We start from the raw sequence: 25654 nt of genomic DNA, 5'->3' as shown, positions 1-25654 counted from the left end.
CGGGGCCGGCACGCCGGCCCCGCAGTCACAGCATGGAACGGTAAGCGGATTACCCGCCGTAGACGTCAAAGTCGAAGTACTTTTTCGCGTATTTGTCGTAGGTGCCGTCTTTGCGCATCTCGGCGAAGGCTTTGTCCAGCGCCGCTTTCAGCTCGGTATCGGTCTTGCGCAGCCCCATGCCGGTGCCGACGCCGAAGAACTTGTCATCCTTCACCGATTCGCCGGCGAACGCATAGTCTTTGCCCGGCGGCTGTTTCAGGAAGCCGTCGCTGCCCGCCACTTCATCCTGGAAGGCGGCGTCAATACGGCCGGAAGCCAGATCGGCGTAAACCAGATCCTGGTTCTGGTAAGGCACGACGGTGATGCCCTTCGGCTGCCACATGGCGTTGGCGTAGGCTTCCTGGGTGGTACCCTGCAGCACGCCCACGCTCTTGCCTTTCAGAGCGTCCACGGTAGGCAACAGCTTGGACCCTTTCGGCGCGATCAGACGCGCGTTGGCGGCATACAGCTTGTCGGTAAAGGCGATTTCCTGCTGGCGTTTTTCAGTGATGGACAGCGAAGAGATGATGGCGTCGATTTTCTTCGCCTTGAGGGAGGGGATCAGCGCGTCGAAGTCGCTCTCCACGAAGGTGCATTGGGTATTGATGCGTTTGCACAGCTCTTTGGCCAAATCAATGTCAAAGCCAACCAATTCGCCTTTGGCGTTTTTGGATTCAAACGGTGCGTAAGTCGGATCGGTGCCAATCTTCAGCGTGGAAGGAATGGCGGCAAAGGCGCTGCTGGCGGCGCTCAAAGCCAGAACTAACGGCAAAATCAAAACCCGCTTTTTCATAAATTACCCTCAAATTGATTTTTTTGATGCCACTACGGGCATTACTTTCCCCACCAAATCAATTTGCAGTAATCGTGCCACATTAGGTGCTACGGGCGGAGGGAACGGCTCCGGCCTTCACAATACTGTTTCCTGGGACGATAACCGCAAAATTAAATCGGCCGGTTGGGGCCGCGCCACTGGCAACCGCAATAAGGCGGCACCATGAAACAGTGAGCGTGATGAAGTGGGATCATTATGGTGCATACTCCGCCCCAATTCAGTGCGGTGTTGCACAAATGTACCAATTTAGGGATAAAAATGTTAATTAGCACCCTGCCAGCGGGTGAACAGATCGGTCGGCAATTCGATATCAAACTGGTCGATCACCCGATTGACGGTTTGATCGATGATGTCTTCCACGCTTTTCGGCTGGTGGTAAAACGCCGGCACCGGCGGCATGATCACCGCGCCCATCTCCGCCGCCTGCGTCATCAGCCGTAAATGGCCAAGATGCAACGGCGTTTCCCGCACGCACAAGACCAAACGGCGGCGCTCTTTGAGCACCACGTCGGCGGCGCGGGTCAGCAGCCCGTCGCTGTAGCTGTTGACGATGCCGGACAGGGTTTTGATTGAGCATGGCAGGATCGCCATACCCAGGGTTTTGAAAGAGCCCGAGGAGATGCCGGCGGCGATGTCGCGCGCATCGTGCACCACGTCGGCCAGCGCCTGCACTTCCCGTAGGCTGTACGGCGTTTCCAGCGCCAGCGTCTGTCTTGCAGCATTACTCATCACCAGATGGGTTTCCACCTCTGCGACGTCGCGCAAAACCTGTAACAGGCGCACGCCGTAGATCGCGCCGCTGGCGCCGGAAATGCCGATGATGAGTCGTTTCATGAAGAATGGCCTCTGCCGTAAAAAGTAAGATCAGGCAGACTTTGCCGCAATGGCGAGGGATAAGCAAGTCAGAGGAACAAGGTGCACCGCCGCAGACGCGGCGATGCACCTTGAGGGATCAACGCAGACCGTTAGCCTTCGTTGTGCAGTTCCAGATTTTCCGCTTCGGTTTGCACCCGCATCGCCTTGGCATCGTCGCTGCGCAGCGACTCCAGGTATTCCAGATAGCTTTGGTCGACGTCTTTGGTCACGTAGATACCATTGAAGACCGAGCATTCGAACTGGATGATGTCCGGGTTCTCTTCGCGCACCGCTTCGATCAGATCGTCGAGGTCCTGGAAGATCAGCCCGTCGGCGCCGATAATCTGACGGATTTCATCCACTTCACGCCCGTGGGCGATCAGTTCGTTGGCGCTCGGCATGTCGATGCCGTAGACGTTAGGGAAACGCACTTCCGGCGCGGCGGAAGCCAGATACACGCGCTTGGCGCCCGCTTCGCGCGCCATCTCGACGATTTGCTCAGAGGTCGTGCCGCGCACGATGGAGTCATCCACCAGCAGCACGTTCTTGTCGCGGAACTCGGCACGGTTGGCGTTCAGCTTGCGGCGTACCGACTGGCGACGCGCCTGCTGGCCCGGCATGATAAAGGTGCGGCCAACGTAGCGGTTTTTCACGAAGCCCTGGCGGTAGGGCTTCTCGAGAATACGCGCGATCTCCAGCGCGATATCGCAGGAAGTTTCAGGAATCGGGATCACCACGTCGATATCCAGATCTTCCCACTCACGGGCGATCTTCTCACCCAGCTTCTGGCCCATGCGCACGCGGGCGCTGTAGACCGAGATCTTGTCCATAAAGGAGTCTGGGCGCGCAAAATAAACATATTCGAACAGGCACGGGTTGGTTTTCGGGTTCTCTGCGCACTGGCGGGTGAACAGCTGGCCCTTGGTGGTGATGTACACCGCTTCGCCCGGCGCCACGTCGCGCAGGAACTCAAAGCCCAGGGTATCCAGCGCCACGCTCTCGGAAGCCACCATGTACTCGCTGCGGCCATCCTCCAGCGTGCGCTTACCGATCACCAGCGGACGAATGCCGTTGGGATCGCGGAACGCCAGCAGGCCATGGCCGATGATCATCGCCACGCAGGCGTAAGCGCCGCGCAGTTGCTGATGCATAGCGGCGACCGCGGTAAAGATGTTGTCGGCTTCCAGCGGATAGTGCGGGAAGCGATCCAGCTCGCTGGCCAGCACGTTCAGCAGGATTTCCGAGTCGGAGGTGGTGTTGACATGGCGGCGGCCGCTTTCGAACAGCTTTTGGCGCAGCTCATGGGCGTTGGTCAGGTTGCCGTTGTGGGCCAGCGTAATGCCGAACGGCGAGTTGACGTAGAAAGGCTGGGCCTCAGAGGCGCTCGAGCTGCCGGCCGTCGGGTAACGCACATGGCCAATGCCCATGTTGCCCTGCAAGCGTTGCATATGGCGCGCCTCAAACACATCCTTCACCAGGCCGTTGGCTTTACGCAAACGGAACCCGTTGTGGGCGTCAATGGTGACGATGCCTGCGGCATCCTGGCCACGGTGCTGAAGCACCGTCAGCGCATCATAAATCGACTGGTTTACCGGCATGAAACCGGCGATACCGACAATACCGCACATGTTGTCTTTTCCTCATCAGCGCTACCGCCCCGGCAATTGGGTCGGCAAGAAACTCGACGTGCTCTGCAGGTAGTCAAAGAACCACCTGATGACGTAACTGAACTGGGGGATCAGCTGCGACTGTTTCCAGTCGGCACTTTGTGAAAAGCCGGTAAAGGTATCCAGGAAGAACAGGATCGCCGCGACAATCAACACGCCGCGCAGTGCGCCGAAGCAGATGCCCAGCACCCGGTCGGTGCCCGACAACCCGGTTTTCTCTACCAGTGAGCTAATCACATAGTTAACAATAGCCCCTACGATCAGGGTCGCGATGAACAAAATCGCGATCGCGATGCCGTTTCGCACCAGTTCATCTTCAAAACGAGTGAAATAGACCGCAAGGTAAGAGTAGAAATGGCTGGCAACAAAAAACGCACATCCCCATGTCACAAGTGACAATGCTTCGCGAACAAACCCTCGGATCAGGCTCACCAGAGCCGAAAATCCAATCACCGCTATAATGACGTAATCAATCCAGACCATGAACTATTCCAATGATGAATCGCCCCTGCATCCAATTCGCGGCGAATTCTAACAGAAAAAGAAAACGTTTGCGTAGGGGATTTCCTACCACGTTACAAATAAAAAGCGGCGATTAAAAAATTCCCAATCGCCGCGCCTACATAGGTGATTTCGCCTGTAAAAGGCGCGGTTTCTCTCGCTTTCTCTCCACCACTCCTGAATTCAGGGGCGCATCCTGCTGCGCCCCCGCGGGGTTTAACGGCCGTACGGCTTCACCTGCCCGCTCAGCCCGCTGATCGAGTTCAGCGACGGCAGCGCCGCCTGCAGCTTCTGCTTGGAAGCGTCCGGGCCAACGTAGATGCGGGTGATCTGCCCTTGCACCGGCGTTGACGGCACGGTAAAGGCGCGATAGCCCGAGAGACGCAGCGAAGCGACAATCTCGTTCGCCTTGGCGGCGTTCTTCAGCGCCCCGAGCTGCACGACATAGGCTTGCCCGGACGGCGCTTTTTCTTCCGCCGGTTTTGGCTGCGGCGTCGGTTCTGGTTTCGGCGTCGGTTCCGGCTTCGGCACCGGTTTCACCTCCACCGGCTTCGGCTGCGGTACCGGTTTTGGTTTCACTTCCACCGGTTTGGTTTCCACCGGCTTCGGCTTAGGCTGCTGCACCGGCTGAGGACGCGTCTCGACCGGCGGCGGCGCCACCTGCGTCGGTTGCTGAGCGCTCTGCCGCACCGCCTGTTGCGCCGCCGCTTCGTTGGCCGCCTGCTGCTCGACCAGCGCGCCCGCCCCTTCCGGCGGCTGCGCCGGCAACGGCTGCGTCACCGGCGGCAGCACGTCGTTCTCTTCGACGTCGCCCGCCTTCGGCACCAATGGAATGGCCGCGAACTCATCCTCGTAATGCTTCTTTTTGCCGTCCAGCAACCCTGGCAGGATGATTACCCCCAGCGCCACCAGAATCACGGTTCCAACCAGTCGGTTCTGAAATTTACTCGCCACTCACACTCCCCGCATCTCGTCTAACGCCGCCATCACCTGCGCCACGGTGTGGAACGATCCACAGACGATCACAATATCCTGTTTATCAGCATCCTGCATAGCCTGCCGCCAGGCAGTTTCGACATCATTAAAGCGGCGCGGTTCCGTCAGATGCTGCGCCAGCTGTTCGACGCTGGCACCGCGCGGCCCGTCGAGCGGTGCGCAGTACCATTCATCCACCTGCTCGCTGAGGCAGGCCAGCGTGCCGGCGATATCCTTGTCGGACAGCATGCCCACCACCGCGCGCACCTTGCCGCCGTCGCGCGGCAGCTTGGCCAGACGCCCGGCCAGATAGCCGGCGGCGTGCGGGTTGTGTGCCACGTCGAGGATCAGCATCGGCTCCCGCCGCACGATCTGGAAACGCCCCGGCAGCGTCGCCTGCTGCAGCCCGGTGAAGATCGCGCGTTCGTCGATTTCCAGCGGGGAACAGTTCAGCGCCGCCAGCGCGGTAGCGGCGTTGGCCAGCGGTACGTTCGGCGTCGGCAGATCGGTCAGCTGCGTGTCGCCGCCCTGCCACTGCCAGCGATCGCCCTGCTCGCTGAAGCTCCAGGCTTCACCGCGGCGATACAGCGGTGCGCCCAGCGTTTCGGCGACCTGGCGAATGCTGTCCGGCATGTCGGGTTCGCCCACCACCGCCGGCTTGCCGCTGCGGAAAATACCGGCCTTTTCACGGCCGATGCTTTCGCGATCGTTGCCCAGCCAGTCGGTATGATCGAGCGCAATGCTGGTGATCACCGCCACGCTCGGATCGACGATATTGGTGGCGTCGAGACGCCCGCCCAGGCCCACTTCCAGGATCACCACGTCGAGCCGCGCCTGTTTGAACAGCTGCAGCGCCGACAGGGTGCCGAATTCGAAATAGGTCAGCGACGTTTCGCCGCGGCCGGCTTCAATGGCGGCGAACGAGCGGCTATGCTCTGCTTCGCTCAGCTCTTCCCCCTGAATGCGCACGCGTTCGGTATAGCGCACCAGATGCGGCGAACTGTAGACGCCGACGCGCAGGCCGGCGGCCAGCAGAATGGCTTCGAGGGTACGACAGGTCGTGCCTTTGCCGTTGGTGCCGGCAACGGTGAACACCGTAGGAGCGGGGGTCAGTAAATCCAGATGCGCCGCGACGCGCTGTACGCGCTCAAGACCGAGTTCGATCGCCTGGCTGTGCAGACGTTCCAGATAGTAAAGCCACGAGCTCAATGGCGACGTGGCTTGGGGAATTTGGTGGTTTTGCATGAGTCCCGTCACTGAACTTGGGTTCATTAATCCATCAGGGCACCACCCTCACCGCGGTAAAGGCGATGCGCTTCGTAACCGCCGCCAACCCGCAAACCATGGCGCGATAGGCCACGGCCGGCAGGGAATGGGCATCAGCCGTCACTTAGCCACAAAGTGGCGGCTGAACCCGGGCGGGATCTGTCTTTGCCTCAGGCGTCGGCCTGCGGCTCCGGCTCAATGACCGGCGCGGCCTCATCGAAATGCGGCTGCGGTTGGTTGGTCAGCTTGGACAGAATGCTCGCCAACGTTTGGCGCATCTCCGGACGGCGAACAATCATGTCGATCGCGCCTTTTTCGATCAGGAACTCGCTGCGCTGGAAGCCAGGCGGCAGTTTCTCGCGCACGGTCTGCTCGATGACGCGCGGGCCGGCAAAGCCGATCAGCGCTTTCGGCTCGGCGATATTGATGTCGCCCAGCATCGCCAGGCTGGCGGAGACGCCGCCCATGGTCGGGTCGGTCAGCACGGAGATGTACGGCAAGCCGCGCTCCTGCATCTTAGCCAACGCCGCGCTGGTTTTCGCCATCTGCATCAGCGACATCAGCGCTTCCTGCATGCGCGCGCCGCCGCTGGCGGAGAAGCACACTAGTGGACAGTTGTCCTCCAGCGCCTGCTCAACCGCACGCACGAAACGCGCGCCGACCACGGAAGACATTGAGCCGCCGATGAAAGCGAATTCGAAGGATGCGGCGACGATCGGCATACCGTACAGCGTGCCCTTCATCACCACCAGCGCATCTTTCTCGCCGGTCGCTTTCTGTGCGGCGACCAGACGATCTTTATAGCGCTTGGAATCCTTGAATTTCAGAACGTCCTTCGGCTCCAGATCGCTGCCCAGCTCCACTTCACTGCCTTCGTCCAGCAGGGTATGCAGACGCGCGCGCGCGCCCATACGCATGTGGTGGTCGCACTTCGGACACACTTCCAGATTACGCTCCAGCTCGGCGCGGTAGAGAACCTGGCCGCAGCTGTCGCATTTGGTCCAGACCCCTTCAGGAATGCTCGCCTTACGGGTTTGTGTGATATTGCTCTTGTTAAGAATTCGTTCAATCCAGCTCATCGATGACCTTTCTGTTTGAACCTGGCACACGCCAGTCCGCTGTTCATGCTTTAACAATCCCCCTGAAAACACCCCAATGAAAAAATGCCCGTTCGCGGCGCGGCAAGCGCGGCGACTGAGGCATCGGCTTCAGGGTTGTTCGCAGGAACAGACCATAATGTCGCTCATTAAACCATATCGGCCCGGCGCTGTGGACAAAAAACTGGTCGAACCGACAGGTTAAGCGATGTTTTTACTGTTTTTGCTGGCGGGCGGCCGCGCGCTTGTGACGCCAAATTTCAATCACGCCCGGCAGAATCGAAACGATGATGATCCCGACGATCAACAGTTTCAGGTTCTCCTGCACCACCGGCAGATCGCCGAACAGGTAGCCAGCATAAGTGAAGAGCAGCACCCAAACCAGTGCACCAATCACGTTGTAGGCGGCGAAGTGGCGATAGGACATATGCCCCATGCCGGCGACGAACGGCGCAAAAGTACGCACGATCGGCACGAATCGCGCCAGAATAATCGTTTTCCCACCGTGCTTCTCATAGAACTGATGCGTCTTGTCCAGGTAGCTACGGCGGAAAATTTTCGAGTTCGGGTTGCTGAACAGCTTCTCGCCGAACAACCGCCCGATAGTGTAGTTCACCGCATCGCCAATGATCGCCGCTACGGCCATCAACGCCACCATGGTGTGCACGTTGAGATCGTTGGTCGGCAACGCCGCCAGCGCGCCGGCGACAAACAGCAAAGAATCCCCCGGCAGGAACGGCGTCACCACCAGGCCGGTTTCGCAAAACAAGATCAGGAACAGAATAGCGTAGACCCACATGCCGTATTGTGCGACCAGCTCGGCCAGGTGCACATCAATATGCAAAATGAAATCAATAATAAACTTGATGATGTCCATAAATTCTCTCATTGATACCGGGTGTTTCAATCACCCGGCAGAAGCACAAGGGAGCGACGCTTTCAGGCGTGCCGGCGTTTAATCGTCGGGCAAAAACAGCGGCCCCATCGGCGGCCGCGGTAGACCAAAATGATCGGGATAGTCCACGGCAACCAAATACAGCCCCTCGGCTCGCGCCGTCGCCGCCGCCAGATTGCGATCCTTCAGCGCCAGCAACTCGGCCATCCAGTTCTCATCCTGATTGCCGCAGCCGATCTCCATCAGGCTGCCGACGATATTGCGAACCATGTGATGCACAAAGGCATTCGCCTTGATATCTACCACAATATATTCGCCGTAGCGCGTAACCTTAACGTGTTTTACGCAGCGCCACGGGGTGCGCGACTGACACTGCACCGCGCGGAACGAGGTGAAGTCATTCTCGCCCAGCAGCGCCTGCGCCGCCCGGTGCATGCGATCGGCATCCAGCGGGTGATAAAAGTGCGTCACCCCCTGTTGCAACACCGCCGGCCGGTAGCGATGGTTGAAAATAATATAGCGGTAACGGCGCGCGGTAGCGCTGAAACGCGCGTGAAAATCGTCGGCGACGGGGCTCACCCAGCGCACCGCGATGTCCGGCGGCAAATGGGTGTTCACGCCCATCGTCCAGGCGGCGTCCTTGCGGCGCGCGGTGGTTTCGAAATGCACCACCTGCCCGGTGGCGTGCACCCCGGCGTCGGTGCGCCCGGCGCACAGCACGTTGATCGGCGCATCCGCCACCTTGCTCAACGCCTGCTCAAGGCGCTCCTGCACGCTGGCCACTTCTTGCTGCCGCTGCCAGCCGTAGTACCGGCTGCCGTCATATTCGATGCCCAGCGCTACCTTCAGCGTCGGCTGAGCGGGCGAGACCACCTCTGACATCAGTACATCTGCTCCTGCACCAGACGCTCGGCGGTTTCGATCGCCATTAACGCGCCGCCGAAGCGCACGTTGTCCGCCACCGTCCAGAACTGCAGCAGCTCGGGAATGCCGTAATCGTTACGCAGGCAACCGATGCTGAGCGCATCGCTGCCGGAGGCTTCGGTCACCTGAGTCGGGTAATCGTCCTCTTCGCTCAGCTGAATGTCCTCGACTTCTTCGAGCTCGCTGCGCGCCTCTTCGGCGGACAGCGGGCGCAGCGCTTCCAGGTGCACCACCTGCGCATGGCCGTAAAACACCGGCGACTGAACGCAGCTCACCGAAATCGGCAACCCTTCGTCCTGCAGCACCTTGCGCACCTGATCGACGATCAGACGCTCTTCGCGCACGCTGCCCTGCTCGTCGGCAACGAGCGGCAGCAGGTTAAACGCCAGCTGTTTAGCGAAGACGCCTTCCTCGGCAGGAATGCCGTTCAGCAGGCGCGCGCTCTGGCCGGCCAGATCGTCCACCGCGGCCTTGCCGCGCGAGGATACCGACATCAGCGTGGTAACGTGCAGACGCGAGAGCCCCGCCTGTTCGGTCAGCGGTTTGATCGCCGTCAGCAGTTGGCTGACCATGCTGTCGGCCACCGCGACGATATTGCGGTTGCGGTAATCCGCCAGCACCTGCGGGTTAACGCCAGGGACTACCAGCGGCACATCCGGCTCCATGGCGAACAGACCGCTGGTGTCGATCACCAGGCAGCCCATGTTGCCGGCCTCTTCGGCATAGCGAGCGGAAGCGTCGCTGCCGGCGACGAAGAAGGCCAGTTGGGCCTGCGACCAGTCGAACTCTTCGGCGTTCTGCACCAGAAGAGACTTGCCGTTGAAGCGCACATTGGCGCCCGCGCTGCGTTCGCTTGCCAGAGGATAGAGCTCACCCACCGGGAACTGGCGTTCCTGCAACAATTCCAGCAACGCTTCACCTACCGCGCCAGTGGCGCCGAGCAGCGCGATATTCCAGCCGTCAGACATCGGGTTTTCTCCAGAGTATTTCATTCATAAAAGCAGACGGGCAGTGCAATCACCGCCCGATAATCTTTACCGCTCACTGTAGCGGCGTTGGCTTAAGACAACCTTACGCGCTACGCCAGGCTAAAGCCCAGCTTGCCGAGCAGCTCGGCGCTGGCGCTGTCATCGCATTGCACGGCCAGCGAAGACCACTCGCGGCGCTCCTGGTAGTGCTTACGCAGACGATCGAATTCGCCCGGTTGCCCAGCGACTTTGCGCAGCGGCGCATCATCGCGGCGCACATCATACACCAAGTGCATCAATCGTTTTAACCGCGCTTCATCCAGCGGCCCATTGAGGCGGATCTGGCTGAACTCCGGCACCGGCAACAGCGAGGCCAGCGCCACCTGTTGCGGCTGCCCCAGATGGCGGCTGAACGCCTCGAACACCTGGGTGGTGCCGCGCGCCTTGCCTTCCAGCGTATACCCAGCGATGTGCGCGGTGCCAATATCCACCCGCGCCAGCAGCGGTAAGGCGAGATCCGGCTCCGGTTCCCACACGTCCAGCACCGTGCTCAGCTTTTTGCCCTTTTCCAGCGCCTGCAGCAAGGCGGCGTTATCCACCACCGGCCCGCGGCAGGCGTTGATCAGAATGCGGTTGTCCGGCAGGGCCGCCAACAGCTCGGCGTCCGCCAGATGCAGCGAATGGTATGGGCCGGATTTATTCAACGGCGTATGGAAGGTCAGCACGTCGGCCTCGGCCACCAGCTTCTCCAACGGCCAGAATTCCCCGGCGTCGCCGCGATCGGCACGCGGCGGATCGCACAGCAGCGTGCGCACGCCCAGCGCTTTGAGGCGAGCGTCCAGACGGGAACCAACGTTGCCCACGCCGACGATGCCGACGGTTTTATCCCGCAGGTGGAAGCCGTCGCGTTCGGCCAGCAGCATCAAGGCAGAGAACACATACTCGACCACCGCGATAGCGTTGCAGCCCGGCGCGGCGGAAAAGCCGATGCCCTGACGTTGCAGCCAGGCTTCATCGACGTGATCGGTGCCGGCGGTGGCGGTGCCGACAAAGTCGATATGGCTGCCGGCCAACAAGGCTTCATTGACCTTGGTGACCGAACGCACCATCAGCGCATCGGCATCCGCCAGCGCCTCGAGCGGGATCGGGCGGCCCGGTACCGCCTGCACCTCGCCCAGGCGGCTGAACAGCTCGGCCGCGTACGGCATATTTTCATCAACCAGAATTTTCACTGCGTTCTCCGACGGTTTACGGCTATTTGTCTGCGAAATAGTGTGCCACTGAATCAGGCACGGCGAAAGCGCTCAGGGGTAGTGCCGGCGATCTGCTGGAACATGACGATAAAGGCCGACGCGGAGCTGTAGCCGACGTCTAACGCCACGTCCTGCACGGTCTTGCCCTGCTCGAGCAGGGAGACGGCATGCAGGAACCGCAGGCGCTGGCGCCATTCGCTGAACGACATGCCCAGATCCTGTTGGCAGCGTCGCGACAGCGTGCGCTCGGTGGTGTAGACCCGAGCCGCCCACGCCGCCAGCGAGGTGTTGTCCGCCGGACAATGCTCCAACGCTTCCAGCACCGGCGCCAAGAACTTGTCGTCCGACGACGGCAGATAGGTTTGCTGGCGCGGCGACAGGCGCAGCTGATCGATCAGCACCTGGCAGAGACGCAAATCCGCCTCCGCCTGCGGAATGTACTGCTTGCGCGCATAGAAATCCTCGGCGATGGCGCGGAATATCGGCGTTACGCTCACCAGACAGGGGTCGGCCGGCATGCCGGTGCACAGCGCCGGCGTGATGTCCACCATGCGGCACTGCGCCAGCCGCTGGTTATAGCAGGAGTGTTCGATGCCAGCCGGCGCCCACAGCACGAACTCCGGCGGCGCCAGAAAGCGCTGCCCGCCGATGCGCAGCACCATCACCCCGGCTTTAACCCACATCAACTGACCCCAGGTGTGGCTGTGCGGCTGGAATTCGGTGCGCGCGTTGAACTCCTCGCAGCGGAACTGCACCGGGTTGGGCGCCGGGATCAACGACTCGGGGAAATGGCGGATTTCTGGCATGGTTTCGTCCCGTGATTTGTCTTGTTTACGCCGATTTTTGTCTGGATATCGCTATATATGATAAACCGGACACGCGTAGACTAGCCAGCATGTTGGACGTTATTGAGAATAATTATCATGAATATGCTCTTCCCGCTGTTGGCCGTGCTGATTTGGTCGATTAATGCCGTCGTCAGCAAACTCTCCGCCACCGCCATCGATCCGGCGGCCATCTCGCTCTACCGCTGGCTGCTGGCGCTGATTGCCCTCACGCCGTTCGTGCTGCCGGGCGTGCTGCGCAACTGGGCGCAGGTGCGCGCCAACTGGTGGAAGCTGATGATCCTCGGCCTGCTGGGCATGGTGCTGTACCAAAGCCTGGCCTATTACGCCGCGCACAGCGTCAGCGCGCTGTTTATGGGCATCATCGTGTCGCTGATCCCGCTGCTGACCATCCTGATCAGCATCGTTCTACTGCGCATTGCGCCAACCGTCGGCGTGCTGCTCGGCAGCATACTCTCCTTCTGCGGCCTGATCTGGCTGGTCAGCGGCGGTCAGCCCGGCGTGCTGTTGCAGCACGGTATCGGCAAAGGGGAATTGATGATGCTGCTCGCCACCGCCTCGTACGCGCTGTATGGCGTGTTGACCAAACGCTGGGCCATCGCGCTGCCGAACTGGCAATCGTTGTACGTGCAGATCCTGTTCGGCGTGCTGTTGTTACTGCCTAATTTCCTGATGGCGGAGGATGTCGGCTTGAACGGCCATAACCTGCCGCTGGTGCTGTTCGCCGGCATTCCGGCTTCGATCATCGCCCCGTTCCTGTGGATCCAGGGCGTGATGCGCCTGGGCGCCAACACCGCCTCGATCTTCATGAACCTGGCACCGGTGTTTACCGCCGCTATCGCCGTGCTGTTCCTGCATGAGCAGTTGCACGGTTACCACCTGATCGGCGGCGGCATTACCCTGCTGGGCGTTATCCTGTCGCAGCGGCTGCGCACGCCGCTGACGCGTAAAGCCAAAGCCCCGGCGGCCAACGCAGAGTCCTGCAAAGAACAGGCTTAAGGCAGCAGCCTGAAACGCACCCGCACCAACAGGCCGCCCAGCGCGGCAGAGCTCAACAGCTCCGGGCGGGTGCCGTGATACGCGGTGATGTCTTTCACCAACGCCAGTCCCAATCCGGCGCCCGGCTGATCGCCCACGTTGTCCAGCCGGTGAAACGGCTGCAGCGCCAGCGCCTTGTCCTGCAAGGCGATGCCGGGGCCGCTGTCTTCTATCTCCAGCACGCCTTCCCCTGCCGCCTTATCCTGCGTGAGGCGAGCGGTCACCATGCCCTGACGCGGTGTATATTTCAGCGCGTTGTCCAGCAGGTTGGCGCACAGCTCGGCCAACAGCAGCGGCTCCCCCGCCACTTGACACGCCGCCTCGCCTTCGAACCCGAGATCGATCTGTTTACTGCGCGCCTGCGGCAAGCGGGAAAAGCAGGCGTCGCGCAGCACCTGCGCCAGGTTGACCGGTTGCAACTTACGATCGGCCTGGTGCTCGCTGGCCTTCAGGCGTGAAAGATGCAGCAGGCGGTCGGTCAGCGACACGGTATTATCCAGCGTCGCGCTCATCGCCTGCAGGCTTTCGCGCCACTGCTGCGGCCGGTCACTGGCCAGCGCTACCCCTACCTGAGTCTTCAACACCGCCAGCGGCGTGCGCAGTTGGTGCGAAGCGTCGGCGCTGAAGCGCTCCTGACGTGCCACCATCAGCCGCAGCCGTTCGATGTAACGATTAAACGCCACCAGCAGCGGCTGCATCTCCGACCATGGCAATACCCGCGGCAAGGGCGTCAGCTCGCCCGGATCGCGCCGCAGCATGATACCGGAGAGCTTACGCATCGGCTTCAACACCCGCTTGAGCAATGCGAACGCCAGGATCAGGGTTAACGCCACCACCGTGCCCTGGCTCAGCAGCGCCGCGATCATCATCTGCCGCGCCAGGTAACGGCGCGACTCCAGGGTTTCCGCCACCAGAATGGTCGCCATGCCGCTCACGCCCGACTCGTTGACCGGTTGAAACAGCGCCGCCACGCGGATCGGCCTGCCGAGGTATTCCGCATCGTAAAAATGCACCAGCGCCGGGTAGAGCGTGGAACGCGGGATATGGGGCGGCAAAGGCGGCAAATCGTCATAGCCCGAGATGCTTTTCCCCTGCGGCGAGATCACCTCGTAATACAGCTGATCGTTCATGTTGCGCTCGAAGCTGTCGAGCACCACATAGGGCACATCAACCGCCAGCTTGCCTTCGCGCACCACCAGTCGCTCCGCTACGGTGCGCGCCGACGCCAGCAGCGTGCGATCGTAAGCCAGGGTGGCGGCGCTCATGGCGCTGAAATAGTGGGTGTAGATAGAGATGCCGCCCAACGCCAGCAGCGGCAGGCCAAAAAACAATAGCAGTTGATAGAACAGCGAACGCGGCGCGTTAAACCACCGCATCGCACAGCTCCAGGCTGTAACCCAGGCCACGCAGCGTGACGATCGCCACGTCGCTGCCCTGCAGCTTTTTCCGCAGGCGGTGTACGTAAAGCTCGATGCTCTCCGGATTGGCCTCGTCGGACAACGTAAATACCTGCTCGAACAGCTGTTGCTTGGCCACCGGGCGGCCGCGCCGGTGCATCAACGCGGTCAACACCGCCAGCTCGCGCGGCGTCAGCGCCAGCGGTTTGCTCTCCAGCAGAAAATAGCCTTCGTCGTGATAGGTCAACGCGCCGTACTGCAACGCCGGCTGCGGGGCGCCGACGCTGCGGCGCAGCAGCGCCCGAATACGCGCTTCCAGCTCGTCCAGTTCGAACGGCTTGGTGAGGTAATCGTCCGCCCCCAGATTCAGGCCTTTTACCCGGTCGGCCACGTCGGTGCGCGCCGTCAGCAGCAGCACCGGCAGATCCTGCCCGCGCTTGCGCAGGCGCGCCAGCAAATCCAGACCGTTCATACGCGGCAGCGCCACATCCAGCACCGCGAGCGCATAGCGTTCGTTGAGCAGCAGGTGATCCGCTGCCACGCCGTCCGGGGCGACGTCGACGGCAAAGCCGGCGCCGGTCAGCGCCTTTTGCAACCAGTGAGACAGCTCGGGGTGATCTTCAACCAATAACAGTCGCATGTTCCCATTCCATTGATTTATCTGAACAACCTGGCGCCAATATCGCGCTTGTTAACAGGTCGATAACAGAGAATGGCATGGAAAATAAGGGGATAAAAGAGCGCCGCGCCGCCAGTTTTGGGAGCTGGCACACAATTATGCGTATAGAGCGCGATCGCAGGACGATGTCAGATCAGCGGAATGGGGCTATCGGCCACGGCAATGTCCAGTACCGGGCGCAGCTTGTCGGCGGTAAACGGCGAAGAAACCAGCACGGAGCGATTGTTGACGGCAAATACCAGATCGATGCCGGTCACGCAGGCGGTCATCTGGCAGGCATACTTTTCACCGTCGGCGTTGACGAAATGCAGTTCAAACACGCCAACGTCGGTACGCAGTCGCTTCAAACGGCACTGCCCGGTTTCACCGACCATCTCCGCATAGACCTCAGGCAACCGTTTAATCGCGCATACTTTGGCGCTGTCCCTACCACCAAATAATTTCCCTAACGAAAACATATCACTGCGTCTCTATTCATTTCACTGATCATGATTTTATCGCGAAAGCAGAACGGCAAACCTGATATTACGCAGGATTTTGGCCGGTTTTGCGCCCTGTTCCTGCCCGCATTTCTATGGTAGCGCACCCGTGATTCACTGGCGACAAGAGACCCTAATCACAGACTGGAAACTTTTCCGGCCACTGAAAGGTAAATGAAAGGTTGTTGTTTTAACAATCCTGCAACCGCGCTCTGCGGGATTCACAACCAGAACAATACCGAGGGCAAGCCACAATGAAAAAAATAATGACCCATACCTTTACCGCCGCCGCACTGTTGCTGGCTGCCTCTCAGGCCTTTGCCGTGGAAGCGCCCAAACGCACCGAATGTATTGCGCCGGCCAAGCCCGGCGGCGGTTTCGATCTGACCTGCAAGCTGATTCAGGTGTCGTTGCAGGACACCAAGGCGATCGATAAACCGATGCGCGTCACCTATATGCCCGGCGGCGTCGGCGCGGTGGCCTACAACGCCATCGTCGCGCAGCGCCCGGCGGAGTTCGGCACCGTGGTGGCCTTCTCCGGCGGCTCGCTGCTCAATCTGGCCCAGGGCAAGTTCGGCCGCTACAACGTGGACGACGTGAAATGGTTGGCGGCGGTCGGAACCGACTACGGCATGATCGCGGTGCGCGCCGACTCGCCTTACAAGACCCTGAAAGACCTGATGGACGCCTTCCAAAAAGATCCCAACAGCGTGGTGTTCGGCGCCGGCGCCTCCATCGGCAGCCAGGACTGGATGAAAACTGCGCTGCTGGCACGCGAAGTCGGCGTGGATCCGCGCAAGATGCGCTACGTGGCGTTCGAAGGCGGCGGCGAGCCGGTCACCGCGCTGTTGGGCAATCATATTCAGGCAGTTTCCGGTGATCTGAGCGAGATGGTGCCTTACCTGCAGGGCGACAAAATCCGCGTGCTGGCGGTGTATGCCGAACAACGTTTGCCTGGCCAGTTGGCCGACATTCCAACCGCCAAAGAACAGGGGTACAGCCTGGTGTGGCCGATCATTCGCGGCTTCTACGTCGGGCCGAAAGTCAGCGATGAAGAGTATCAGTGGTGGATCGACACCTTCCAGAAAATGATGGCGACCGAGGAATTCAAGCAGCAACGCGATCTGCGCGGCCTGTTCGAATTCAACATGACCGGCAAAGAGCTGGACGCCTACGTGAAGAATCAGGTTGCCCAATACCGTGAGCAGGCGAAAGTGTTCGGCCTGGCCAAATAACCGCAGGGGAAAACCATGAGCGATCGTATTTTTGCCGGCTTTTGGCTGCTGCTGTGTATCGGCGGGCTGTTCATCGGCTGGGGCATTCAAAGCGAATACAGCTATGAACCGCTGGGGCCGCGCCCTTTCCCGCTGGCGATCCTCAGCCTGATGGCGCTGTGCGCGGCCCTGTTGCTGCTGCGCCGCCCACAGGCGGTGGACTGGCCGCACCACAAGGTGCTGCAGCGGCTGCTGGTGCTGGTGATCACCCTGGTGCTGTATGCCTGGGGCTTTGAATGGCTGGGCTTTCCGCTGGCGACCGCGCTGCTGACGTTCAGCATCGGCCTGTTGTTTCAGGCCAGCCTGCCGGCGGCGGCCATTTCCGGCGTCGTCATGGGCGCAGCGCTGTATTACGCCTTTGACCAACTTCTCGATGTCACACTGCCGCTCGGCGCCTGGCTGAGCTAACGGGAGCGATGATGGATACCTGGATGTATTTGACCCAAGGGTTCGAAGTGGCACTGGTGCCGCAGAACCTGATTATCGCCCTGATCGGCTGCTTCGTCGGCACCATCGTCGGCCTGCTGCCGGGCCTCGGGCCGATCAACGGCGTAGCGATCCTGCTGCCGCTGGCGTTTGCCCTCAAGCTGCCGGCCGAATCGGCGCTGATCCTGCTGGCGACGGTGTATATCGGCTGCGAGTACGGCGGACGCATCTCGTCGATTCTGCTCAACGTGCCGGGCGACGCGGCGGCGATCATGACCGCGCTGGACGGCTACCCGATGGCACAGCAGGGGCGCGCCGGCGTGGCACTGTCCATCTCGGCGGTCAGTTCGTTCGTCGGATCGATGATCGCCATCGGCGGCATCATCCTGTTCGCGCCGCTGCTGGCCCGCTGGTCGCTGGCCTTCGGCCCGGCGGAGTATTTCGCCCTGATGGTGTTCGCCATCGCCTGCCTCGGCAGCATGATGAGCCAAAACCCGCTGAAATCGCTGCTGGCGGCGCTGATCGGCCTGGGGCTGGCGACGGTGGGCGTCGACGCCAACACCGGCGTTTACCGCTTTACCTTCGACAGTGTGCACCTCTCCGACGGCGTGCAGTTTATCGTGGTGGTGATCGGCCTGTTCTCGGTCAGCGAAATCCTGCTGATGCTGGAAAGCACCAGCGCCGGGCAAAAGCTGGTGCGTAAAACCGGCCGGTTGCTGTTCAACCGCAAAGAGGCGGCGCAGTGCGCCGGCCCGACCCTGCGCTCGTCGGTGATCGGTTTCTTCGTCGGCATTCTGCCGGGCGCCGGCGCCACCATCGCCAGCGCGTTGACCTACATGACCGAGAAGAAAATCAGCGGTAACAGCGACACCTTCGGCAAGGGCGACATCCGCGGCGTAGCGGCGCCGGAAGCGGCCAACAACGCCTCGGCCTGCGGCTCATTCATTCCGATGCTGACGCTGGGGGTGCCGGGTTCCGGCACCACGGCGGTGATGATGGGGGCGCTGACGCTGTACAACATCACCCCCGGCCCGGCGATGTTCACCGAACAGCCGGATATCGTCTGGGGGCTGATCGCCGCACTGCTGATCGCTAACGTCATTCTGCTGATCATGAACCTGCCGCTGGTCGGCCTGTTCACCCGCATGCTGACCATTCCGCTGTGGTTCCTGGTGCCGGCGATCGCCGCAGTTTCCGCGGTGGGGGTTTATGCGGTGCACAGCACCACCTTCGACCTGCTGTTGATGGTGGGGTTGGGCGTGTTCGGCTATATCCTGCGGAAAATGCACTTCCCGATGTCGCCGCTGATTCTGGGCTTTGTTCTGGGTGAGATGCTGGAGCAGAACCTGCGCCGTGCGCTGTCGATCAGCAACGGCGAATTCGGCATCCTGTGGAGCAGCAGCATCGCGCAAACGCTGCTGGTGCTGGCGGTCGCGGTACTGGCGCTGCCGCCGCTGCTGCGCCTGATGCGTAAACGCCGCCAACCGGCGGCCGAGGCCAAGGCCGAGTAATGCGAAACGGGCGGGGCTCCCCCGCCCGTTATGGTTAACGGCGCAAGGCCGCAATTCCCCTTTCCAACGCATCGATATCGTCATCGGCGAGCAGAGGTTGAATCACCGCAAAGCCCGCCTCGGACAAGTCATAGAGGCGTAACGCAAGCAACCGCGCGATAACTTCCGGCGCGAATCGCCAACGGATAAACCTCGCCGGGTTACCGCCGACGATGGCATAAGGCTCAACATCGCCGACCACCACGCTGCCGGCGGCGACGATCGCCCCTTCGCCTATCGATACCCCTGGCATCAACATCGCCCGCATGCCAATCCAGCAACCGTCCCCCAGCCGGGTGTCGCCTTTGGGGCGGTACGCCCGTTTGATGGTTTCCATAAAGGGGTACAGGCTCAACCAGTCGATACGGTGGGTGTGATTGCCCCCCATCAGGATCACCGCTTCGGCCGCGATGCACACATAATCGCCGATCAGCAAGCGATCTATGTCACCCAGCGGCTGCCATTGCCGGCTGACCGCGTCGCCGTGCAGATAGCGCACTACCGAGCGTTCGAAGCCGTTATCCCAACAGTCGCTGTAGTAGCTGTGGGTGCCTTTGACGATGATATTCGGGTTGGTCACCGTCTGATGCAGCAGCTCGGTTTTGGACCAATGTTTTTCGGACATGGCGTATTCTCTTGTTACGGGAATAAAAGCCACGGAACGGAATGTCTGTGGCCGTGTTGTCGTTCACTCAACACGGCCATTCAAGCGATAAGCGCTCGTTTCAATCTCGGGTTATTCATCATTACCGCCTCTCTTGCGAGGCGTAATGGTAGCCGATCACGCCTCGGCGGTCTTGCTTTTCAACAGCAGCACTCCGCCCATCACCAGCGCGCTGCCCAGCAGCTGCAGCTGATTCATGTTTTCCCCCAGCAGGAAATAGGCGATCGCCGCGGTGAAAACCAGCTCCAACGACAGGATCAGGTTGGCTACGGCCAGCGGCAGCGTTTTCAGGCTGATGTTATACAACCCGAAGCCCAACAGCGTCGGCCCGGCGGCCAGCGCCAGCAGCAACAGCCAGCCGCTCCACTGAATGCCCTGCGTGCCGTGCGACAGGAACCACAGAGAGCCGGCCATGCCGTGGAACGCCGCCAGCGGGAACGCCGTCAGCGCCGCGTTGAACACCAGCTGATACAGTGCCGAAAAACCGAAAACGTACAAAATGGTGTTCCACACCGGATAGCCCCGTTCGCTGGCCACCCGCCCGCCGAGGGTATACAGGGTATAGCCGATGCCCGACAGCATCCCCACCAGCAGCCCCAACAAGTCGAAGTGCTGGTTGCCCATGCTGTCGCCGTTGCTGACCAGGAAACAACCGCCCAGGCTGATGGCGATCACCAGCAGTTGGCGCAGCGTCAGGCGTTCGCTGTACATCACCCAGCCGAGGAACACGGTAAAGCCCACCGAGCAGTAGGTCAGAATGGTCGCCACCGATGCGCCGTTCAGCGCCACCGACAGCGTCCACAGGCTGTTGAACAGCGCCAGCAGCAGCCCGTAAAGCGCGTAGAACAATACCTGTTCACGGCGCAGGCGCGCCCACTGCGGTTTCACCACCAACAGCAGCGGCAACAGCACCAGCGCCACCAGCGCCGCGCGCCAGAACGCCAGCACGAAGGTCGGCAGGTGATAGTACTCGGTCAGCGCGCGGATGATGATGGCGGTAAAGGCCAGCAGCATGGCGCTGATCATGGCGATGACGTAACCTTGGTGGCTGCCCTGAAAGAGACGCGCGCCGGGCAGCAAAGGCCGGGCGGAAACGCCTGACGGTAATGACATGAGATCCTCGGAAAAATGGCGACGTAAATGCTCAGGCGGACAGTGTAACGCGGCCATTTTTTCTCACTATAGCCACTTTACGGCGTTGTTATGCAGGCCACTTTTCTGCGCTTGAAGCCCTGTTGACATGGGGTATAGTAAAAAGCTCTCTCCCTAACCGGGCCAATTTCGTATGCATATCCCGTTGGATCGCGAGCAGGACGTTCCGCTCTATTTACAGATCGAAGAAGCGCTGCGGCGCGCCATCCTCACCGGCGTGTTCGTCGATGGCGACAAGCTGCCCTCGACGCGCATGCTGGCGGCCGAGCTGGCGGTCAGCCGTTTAACGGTGGACAACGCCTACGCCGAACTGGCGGCCAAGGGCTTTTTGCATCAGCGGCGCGGCAGCGGCGCCTATGTTGCGCACCCGCAGGCGCAAACGCGCCCGGCCCGGCCGAGCAGCGATGCCCCATTCCCGCTGGAGAGCTTCACCACCCTCACCTCGCGGCTGGACGGCTACGCCGACGCCCCGCTGCCGGAGGGGCTGATCAACTTCGCCGCCGGCGTCGGCAGCCCTAAGGTGTTTCCGCTGGAGGCGTTTCGCAAAGTGCTGCTGTCGGTGCTCAGCCGCCATGCGGAAGAGGCCTTCAGCTACGGGGAATACTGCGGCTACTACCCGCTGCGCGATACGCTGAGCCGCATTCTCAGCGCGCAGGGCATCCCCACGCAGGCGGAACAGGTGCTGATCACCAACGGCTCGCAGCATGCCATCAGCCTGGTGGTGCAAAGCCTGCTGGCGCCGGGCGATACGGTGATCGTCGAAGAACCGACCTACGCCGAAGCGCTGGGCCTGCTGCGCCAGCACCGCATCAATATCGTCACCGTACCGGGCGACCGCCACGGCATGCGGGTGGATTTGCTGCCGGAATTGTTAGAACGCCACCGCCCCAAACTGATCTACACCATCCCCAATTTCCACAACCCGACCGGCCGCTGCCTGAGCGAGGCGCGTCGGCGACGCCTACTGGCGATCGCCCAACAGGCCGGCGTGGTGATCCTGGAGGACGATTTCGTCGGCGATCTGCGTTACCAGGGCAAGCAGCTGCCGTCGCTGCGCGCGCTGGCGCAGCCGGGCGCGGTGATCTACGTCAGCACCTTCTCCAAGATGCTGCTGCCCAGCATGCGCATCGGCTATCTGGTGGCGGACAGCGAACACTATCAGCGTTTCGCCAGGCTGAAACACGTCGACAGCTTCACCAGCTCCAGTCTGATCCAGCGCGCGCTGGACGCGTTCGTCACCGTCGGCCGTTACGACAAGCAGCTGCGGCGCGCCGGGCGCGTCTACCGCCGCCATCTGGAAGTGATGATCGACGCGTTGCAACGGCGGTTGCCGCCGGGGTGCCGTTTCGAAACGCCACAAGGCGGCTTGTTTATCTGGCTGACGCTGCCCGCGACGGTAACCACCACCGAACTGATGCCGGTGGCCTGGCGACACGGCGTCACTTTCGCGCGCGGCGAATGCTTTTATGCGCAGGAACAGCTGGGCGCGCACGGCCTGCGGCTGAACTTCGCCGCCAACTCGCCGCCGCAGATTGAAGAAGGTATCGCCCGGCTATGCCGGGCGATTGAGGAGGTGATAACGGAGAAAAACGCCGGTTAGACGGCGGCCCACCACAGCCGCAGCTTCATCCCCCAGTAGCTGGTCCAGCCGGTGGTGCTCTGCACCACTTTGCCCTGCGAGATCACCACGAAGGTCGGCGTCACGCCAATCTGCCACTGCGCCGAGAGCGTACCAGCCGGATCGTTGACCACCGGCAGCGCCAGCCGTTTGCGCGCCAGCCAGTGTTTCACCTGGGTATCGTCGCCCGAACGCAGCGCGACGGTCAGCACGTTGCCGCCCGCCGCCTGCAAACGGGCGACGTCCGGCGTGGTGAAGCGGCAGACGCCGCACCAGCTGGCCCAAAAATAAACCAGCAGCGGCCGCTCATGGCTGAGCTGCGCCAACGACACCTGCTCGCCGTCCAGCGTGGTCAGGGTCTGAGCATCGAAGGCCGGCGGCACCTGCGGCGCGTTCAGCCAATCCATCACCGTCACCACCGCCAGCGCGATCAGCGCCAGCAACAACAACTCGCGCCCCCAGCGCTTGAGCTTAGCCATTGTTGGCCTTCGCCAGCTGCTGTTTCACCATCGCTTCCAGCTCTTCATACGACACCGCCCCCGGCAGCATCCGATCGCCGATCAGCGTCGCCGGCGTCCCTTGTACGCCCAATTGTTCCGCCAATTCCATATTGGTGCGCAGCGTGGTCATGCTTTGTTCGCTCGGAGCCACCGCCTTGACGCCGGTTTTCTCCTGCGCGGCGGCGATGCTGGCCTTGTCGTGGAAGCCCTTTTTCGCCATCAGCCGCTGGTGCAAAGCCCAGAATTGATCCGGATGCTGCTGCCAGGTGGTGAGCGCCACGCGCGCCGAGCTGACCGAGCTTTCGCCCTTGAACGGCAATAGCTTCACCACCAGCGCCACATCCGGGTATTGCTTGACGATTTTCTCCAGCATCGGATCAAACCGCTTGCAGTACGGGCAGTTATAGTCGGTAAAGGTCACCAGCGTCAGTTTGGCGTTGGCGGCGCCCAGGCGCGGGCTGGCCGGATCCTGATACAGCGTTTTGGCATTCTGCTTGATAGCCTGGCTGATTTGCTGGCCTGCGGTCTGCTGCTGCCAGGCGTCCACCGCCTGCGCCAGAATGTCCGGGTTGGACACCAGCGTTTCGCGGATCATTTCTTTGATACGCGCCTCTTGTGCCGGAGTGAAAGGCTCGGCGGCCCACGCCGGGGCGGCGATGATCATCAGTAAAATCAGTAGCTTTTTCATTGTTCGGTTCCTTTGGCATGGGAGAGCGTTTGCAGCACGGCGTCACGGGTCAACAGCGGGGATAACACCTCGCCGTCCGGGCTGCCGGGGCCATAGATTTGGTTGAAAGGCACGGCGACGCTGCCGCGCTTTTGCAGGAAGGCGCTGATGTCGGCCGACGGGCGGCTCCAGTCGCCGCGCAGCGCGACCACATCGTCGGCGCTCAGCGCGCGCTGTACGTCATCGCGCAGCAGCACATTGAATTTGTTGGCTTTACAGGTCACGCACCAGTCGGCGGTCACGTCGACGAACACCCGCTTATGCTGGGCCAGCGCCTCGGCAATCGCCTGTTCGCTCAGCGGTTGCCACTGCACCCGATCCTGCAACGGTTGGCGCCACAGGCCGGCGGTCAGCGAGCCGGCCAACAAGGCCACGCCAGCCAGCACCAACGTGCCCGCCGCCAGCTTGGCCGCTAACCGTGCTCCCTGCTGACGCCATACTGCCAGCAGCAACGCCAGCAGCGCCAGCGCCCCCAGCCACAGCGTGGCCTGCACGCCGATATGATTGCTCAGCAGGCTCAGCAGCCACAGCGACGACGCCAGCATCAACAACCCCATCGCCAGCTTGACGGTATTCATCCAGTGGCCGGGGCGCGGCAAGCGCAGCGCCAGCGAAGGCCAGGCGGCAATCAGCAGCCACGGCAGGCTCATGCCGATGCCGAGTGCGATGAACATGCCCCACAGCACCGGCAGCGACGCCGCCAGCGCGAAGGCCACCGCCGTGCCGAGAAACGGCGCCGAGCACGGCGTCGCCAGTAGCGTAGCGAACGCGCCCTGCCAGAAATGGCCGCTCAGACCGTGCCCGTTATGGGTGGCCAGTGAGGTATTCAGATCGGATGAGAGGCGCAGATGGAACAGGCCAAACAGGTTGGCGCTGAACAGCAGCGTCACCAGCACCATAAAGCCGATAAACCACGGATTCTGGAACTGAATGCCCCAGCCAAGCGCGTGGTTGCCGAGTCTCAGCAGCGTCATCAGCAAGGCCAACGCCATAAACGAGGCGACGATACCCAGCGACGACGCCAGGAACTGCAAACGAACGCTGCGCCGATCGCGATGCTCCACCTGCAGGATAGAACCGAGCTTGATGCCCAGCACTGGCAGCACGCACGGCATCAGGTTGAGGATTAACCCACCCGCCAGCGCCATCAATACCGCTTGCCATAACGGGAACGCCGCACCGGCAGGCGCGGCCAGCGGATCGCCAATCGGCAGCGTAATCTGCTGCGCCATGCCGCCGTCGTCAATCACCAACGTCAGCGTTTTGCCGCGCAGATCCGGCGCCGCATCGCCCCAACCGTCGCTGACCGGCACTCGCGCCAACAGCTGAGCACCGTCGGTCTCGACCTGCGGCTTGCCGAGATCGGCATCCGCTAGCGTATCGAAGAACAGCGCGGGTTGCTGCCAACCGGCGGCACGTTCGGCGGAAATCTGCAGCTCGCCGCTGCGGTAACCGGCCTTGACGCTTTCCGCCAACCCAGCGGCGATCGGCACCTGCCCCATCGCCTGCGCGAAATCGTGGTTAAACAGCGGATCGTTCGGCGTAGTCAGATCCAGGCTGAACGGGTAGTCGGTCAGAATGCAGACATTGCTGCAAGTGGACAGCGTCAGGGTGCCCGCCAGCGGGCCGGACACCTGGCCTGGCATCACGATCGGCAGCGTGACCCGATCGTGATAGCCCTGGGTGGAAATGCCGGCCACCTCGAAACGCTGCGGCGTCGGCCAGTGCCAGGTTGCGGGCGGCGGGTTGCCCTGCCAGACGATAGCCGGCGCGATGCCGCCTTCGCCTGGAGAGCGCCAGTAGGTTTTCCAGCCTTTTTGCAGCTCGACCGACAGCAGCAGACGGGTCTCTCCCGGCTGTGACGTGTCGGCGCGCAGCCGCACCTTGGCATGATCGTTGGCCGGATTTTGCAGCCAGCCGCTGTCCGCCGCCTGCAAGGCGGGCAGCCACAGCATAAACAGGCAAGCGCAGGCCAGCCTGATAATTTTCAACATGTTAATTCTCCATAAATGATTAATTCACCGCGAAAA

The 25654-nt window shown here is 61.6% G+C and carries 25 protein-coding genes; 5 read left to right on the top strand and 20 right to left on the bottom strand.

The genetic code is table 11. The annotated features are described in order from the left end of the window. Positions 1-49: 49 nt before the first annotated feature. From hisJ to ACJ8J5_RS00785, 12 genes are all read right to left on the bottom strand, one after another. Positions 50-832 carry a histidine ABC transporter substrate-binding protein HisJ gene (gene hisJ / locus ACJ8J5_RS00840; protein WP_004936109.1) on the bottom strand — a complete coding sequence of 261 codons (783 nt, stop codon included), beginning with the start codon at positions 830-832 and terminating at the stop codon, positions 50-52. 303 nt (positions 833-1135) lie between these two features. Next, complete coding sequence (locus ACJ8J5_RS00835) at positions 1136-1708, bottom strand: UbiX family flavin prenyltransferase (RefSeq protein ID WP_019453741.1); 573 nt, start codon at positions 1706-1708, stop codon at positions 1136-1138. A gap of 131 nt (positions 1709-1839) precedes the next feature. Further along, positions 1840-3357 carry an amidophosphoribosyltransferase gene (gene purF / locus ACJ8J5_RS00830; RefSeq protein WP_025303688.1) on the bottom strand — a complete coding sequence of 506 codons (1518 nt, stop codon included), beginning with the start codon at positions 3355-3357 and terminating at the stop codon, positions 1840-1842. Positions 3358-3378: 21 nt separating this feature from the next. Beyond that, the gene (gene cvpA / locus ACJ8J5_RS00825) at positions 3379-3879 is read right to left on the bottom strand and encodes a colicin V production protein (protein ID WP_004936119.1); all 501 of its coding nucleotides are present in this window, start codon (positions 3877-3879) and stop codon (positions 3379-3381) included. Between the two features lie 234 nt (positions 3880-4113). Further along, positions 4114-4851: a cell division protein DedD gene (gene dedD, locus ACJ8J5_RS00820; protein ID WP_049203693.1), complete on the bottom strand. Its 738-nt coding sequence runs from the start codon at positions 4849-4851 to the stop codon at positions 4114-4116. After that, positions 4852-6117, bottom strand: a complete 1266-nt coding sequence (folC, locus tag ACJ8J5_RS00815) for a bifunctional tetrahydrofolate synthase/dihydrofolate synthase (RefSeq protein WP_043140120.1) — start codon at positions 6115-6117, stop codon at positions 4852-4854. Positions 6118-6308: 191 nt separating this feature from the next. Beyond that, complete coding sequence (accD, locus tag ACJ8J5_RS00810; protein ID WP_025303691.1) at positions 6309-7217, bottom strand: acetyl-CoA carboxylase, carboxyltransferase subunit beta; 909 nt, start codon at positions 7215-7217, stop codon at positions 6309-6311. Positions 7218-7449: 232 nt separating this feature from the next. Then, complete coding sequence (locus ACJ8J5_RS00805; RefSeq protein WP_004936130.1) at positions 7450-8112, bottom strand: DedA family protein; 663 nt, start codon at positions 8110-8112, stop codon at positions 7450-7452. A gap of 78 nt (positions 8113-8190) precedes the next feature. Then, positions 8191-9012 carry a tRNA pseudouridine(38-40) synthase TruA gene (gene truA, locus ACJ8J5_RS00800; protein ID WP_025303692.1) on the bottom strand — a complete coding sequence of 274 codons (822 nt, stop codon included), beginning with the start codon at positions 9010-9012 and terminating at the stop codon, positions 8191-8193. Next, positions 9012-10022, bottom strand: coding sequence for an aspartate-semialdehyde dehydrogenase (locus tag ACJ8J5_RS00795; RefSeq protein WP_025303693.1), 1011 nt, complete (start codon positions 10020-10022; stop codon positions 9012-9014). Before ACJ8J5_RS00795 ends, truA begins: the two co-directional genes overlap by 1 nt. A 110-nt stretch (positions 10023-10132) precedes the next feature. Beyond that, the gene (pdxB, locus tag ACJ8J5_RS00790; RefSeq protein WP_043140127.1) at positions 10133-11254 is read right to left on the bottom strand and encodes a 4-phosphoerythronate dehydrogenase PdxB; all 1122 of its coding nucleotides are present in this window, start codon (positions 11252-11254) and stop codon (positions 10133-10135) included. A gap of 53 nt (positions 11255-11307) precedes the next feature. Continuing rightward, positions 11308-12081, bottom strand: a complete 774-nt coding sequence (locus tag ACJ8J5_RS00785) for an AraC family transcriptional regulator (protein WP_025303695.1) — start codon at positions 12079-12081, stop codon at positions 11308-11310. Positions 12082-12198: 117 nt separating this feature from the next. Between ACJ8J5_RS00785 and ACJ8J5_RS00780 the strand changes: the two genes are divergently transcribed. Continuing rightward, positions 12199-13119 carry a DMT family transporter gene (locus ACJ8J5_RS00780; RefSeq protein ID WP_049207333.1) on the top strand — a complete coding sequence of 307 codons (921 nt, stop codon included), beginning with the start codon at positions 12199-12201 and terminating at the stop codon, positions 13117-13119. Here ACJ8J5_RS00780 and ACJ8J5_RS00775 read toward each other — a convergent pair. From ACJ8J5_RS00775 to ACJ8J5_RS00765, 3 genes are all read right to left on the bottom strand, one after another. Next, positions 13116-14534: a sensor histidine kinase gene (locus tag ACJ8J5_RS00775; RefSeq protein ID WP_147824065.1), complete on the bottom strand. Its 1419-nt coding sequence runs from the start codon at positions 14532-14534 to the stop codon at positions 13116-13118. The two genes, ACJ8J5_RS00780 and ACJ8J5_RS00775, sit on opposite strands and share 4 nt — an antisense overlap. After that, positions 14521-15195 carry a transcriptional regulator TctD gene (gene tctD / locus ACJ8J5_RS00770; protein ID WP_025303698.1) on the bottom strand — a complete coding sequence of 225 codons (675 nt, stop codon included), beginning with the start codon at positions 15193-15195 and terminating at the stop codon, positions 14521-14523. Before tctD ends, ACJ8J5_RS00775 begins: the two co-directional genes overlap by 14 nt. A 167-nt stretch (positions 15196-15362) precedes the next feature. Beyond that, positions 15363-15692: a hypothetical protein gene (locus tag ACJ8J5_RS00765; protein WP_049207336.1), complete on the bottom strand. Its 330-nt coding sequence runs from the start codon at positions 15690-15692 to the stop codon at positions 15363-15365. Positions 15693-15967: 275 nt separating this feature from the next. Between ACJ8J5_RS00765 and ACJ8J5_RS00760 the strand changes: the two genes are divergently transcribed. The 3 genes from ACJ8J5_RS00760 to ACJ8J5_RS00750 are packed head-to-tail and all read left to right on the top strand — an operon-like array spanning position 15968 to position 18924. Then, positions 15968-16948 carry a Bug family tripartite tricarboxylate transporter substrate binding protein gene (locus ACJ8J5_RS00760; RefSeq protein WP_197813397.1) on the top strand — a complete coding sequence of 327 codons (981 nt, stop codon included), beginning with the start codon at positions 15968-15970 and terminating at the stop codon, positions 16946-16948. A gap of 15 nt (positions 16949-16963) precedes the next feature. Further along, a complete protein-coding gene (locus ACJ8J5_RS00755) occupies positions 16964-17395 on the top strand; it encodes a tripartite tricarboxylate transporter TctB family protein (RefSeq protein WP_265527249.1) in 432 nt (143 codons plus the stop codon). Positions 17396-17406: 11 nt separating this feature from the next. Further along, on the top strand, positions 17407-18924 hold the full coding sequence (locus ACJ8J5_RS00750) for a tripartite tricarboxylate transporter permease (protein WP_016926872.1): 1518 nt from the start codon (positions 17407-17409) through the stop codon (positions 18922-18924). A gap of 34 nt (positions 18925-18958) precedes the next feature. On the opposite strand, the gene ACJ8J5_RS00745 is transcribed toward ACJ8J5_RS00750, so the two are convergent. Together ACJ8J5_RS00745 and ACJ8J5_RS00740 are read right to left on the bottom strand one after the other, a co-directional pair. Continuing rightward, positions 18959-19588, bottom strand: a complete 630-nt coding sequence (locus ACJ8J5_RS00745; RefSeq protein WP_404758388.1) for a CatB-related O-acetyltransferase — start codon at positions 19586-19588, stop codon at positions 18959-18961. 156 nt (positions 19589-19744) lie between these two features. After that, positions 19745-20740 (bottom strand): DMT family transporter, encoded by a 996-nt coding sequence (locus ACJ8J5_RS00740; protein WP_197781020.1) that lies wholly within the window; start codon positions 20738-20740, stop codon positions 19745-19747. A gap of 172 nt (positions 20741-20912) precedes the next feature. Here ACJ8J5_RS00740 and pdxR point away from each other — a divergent pair, with 172 nt between their 5' ends. After that, a complete protein-coding gene (gene pdxR, locus ACJ8J5_RS00735) occupies positions 20913-22379 on the top strand; it encodes a MocR-like pyridoxine biosynthesis transcription factor PdxR (RefSeq protein ID WP_197781021.1) in 1467 nt (488 codons plus the stop codon). Here the strand turns inward: pdxR and ACJ8J5_RS00730 are convergent. Genes ACJ8J5_RS00730 through ACJ8J5_RS00720 form a run of 3 tightly spaced genes read right to left on the bottom strand, consistent with a single transcriptional unit; the run spans position 22376 to position 25618 of the window. Continuing rightward, on the bottom strand, positions 22376-22876 hold the full coding sequence (locus ACJ8J5_RS00730) for a protein disulfide oxidoreductase (protein ID WP_043140146.1): 501 nt from the start codon (positions 22874-22876) through the stop codon (positions 22376-22378). The two genes, pdxR and ACJ8J5_RS00730, sit on opposite strands and share 4 nt — an antisense overlap. Continuing rightward, positions 22869-23585, bottom strand: coding sequence for a DsbA family protein (locus ACJ8J5_RS00725; RefSeq protein WP_414105054.1), 717 nt, complete (start codon positions 23583-23585; stop codon positions 22869-22871). Before ACJ8J5_RS00725 ends, ACJ8J5_RS00730 begins: the two co-directional genes overlap by 8 nt. After that, complete coding sequence (locus ACJ8J5_RS00720; protein WP_043140150.1) at positions 23582-25618, bottom strand: protein-disulfide reductase DsbD family protein; 2037 nt, start codon at positions 25616-25618, stop codon at positions 23582-23584. Before ACJ8J5_RS00720 ends, ACJ8J5_RS00725 begins: the two co-directional genes overlap by 4 nt. Positions 25619-25654 lie beyond the last annotated feature (36 nt).

Source organism: Serratia sp. CY43202, assembly GCF_052168755.1.
Classification (GTDB): domain Bacteria; phylum Pseudomonadota; class Gammaproteobacteria; order Enterobacterales; family Enterobacteriaceae; genus Serratia; species Serratia bockelmannii.
This window is presented reverse-complemented; position numbering and strand designations above follow the sequence as displayed.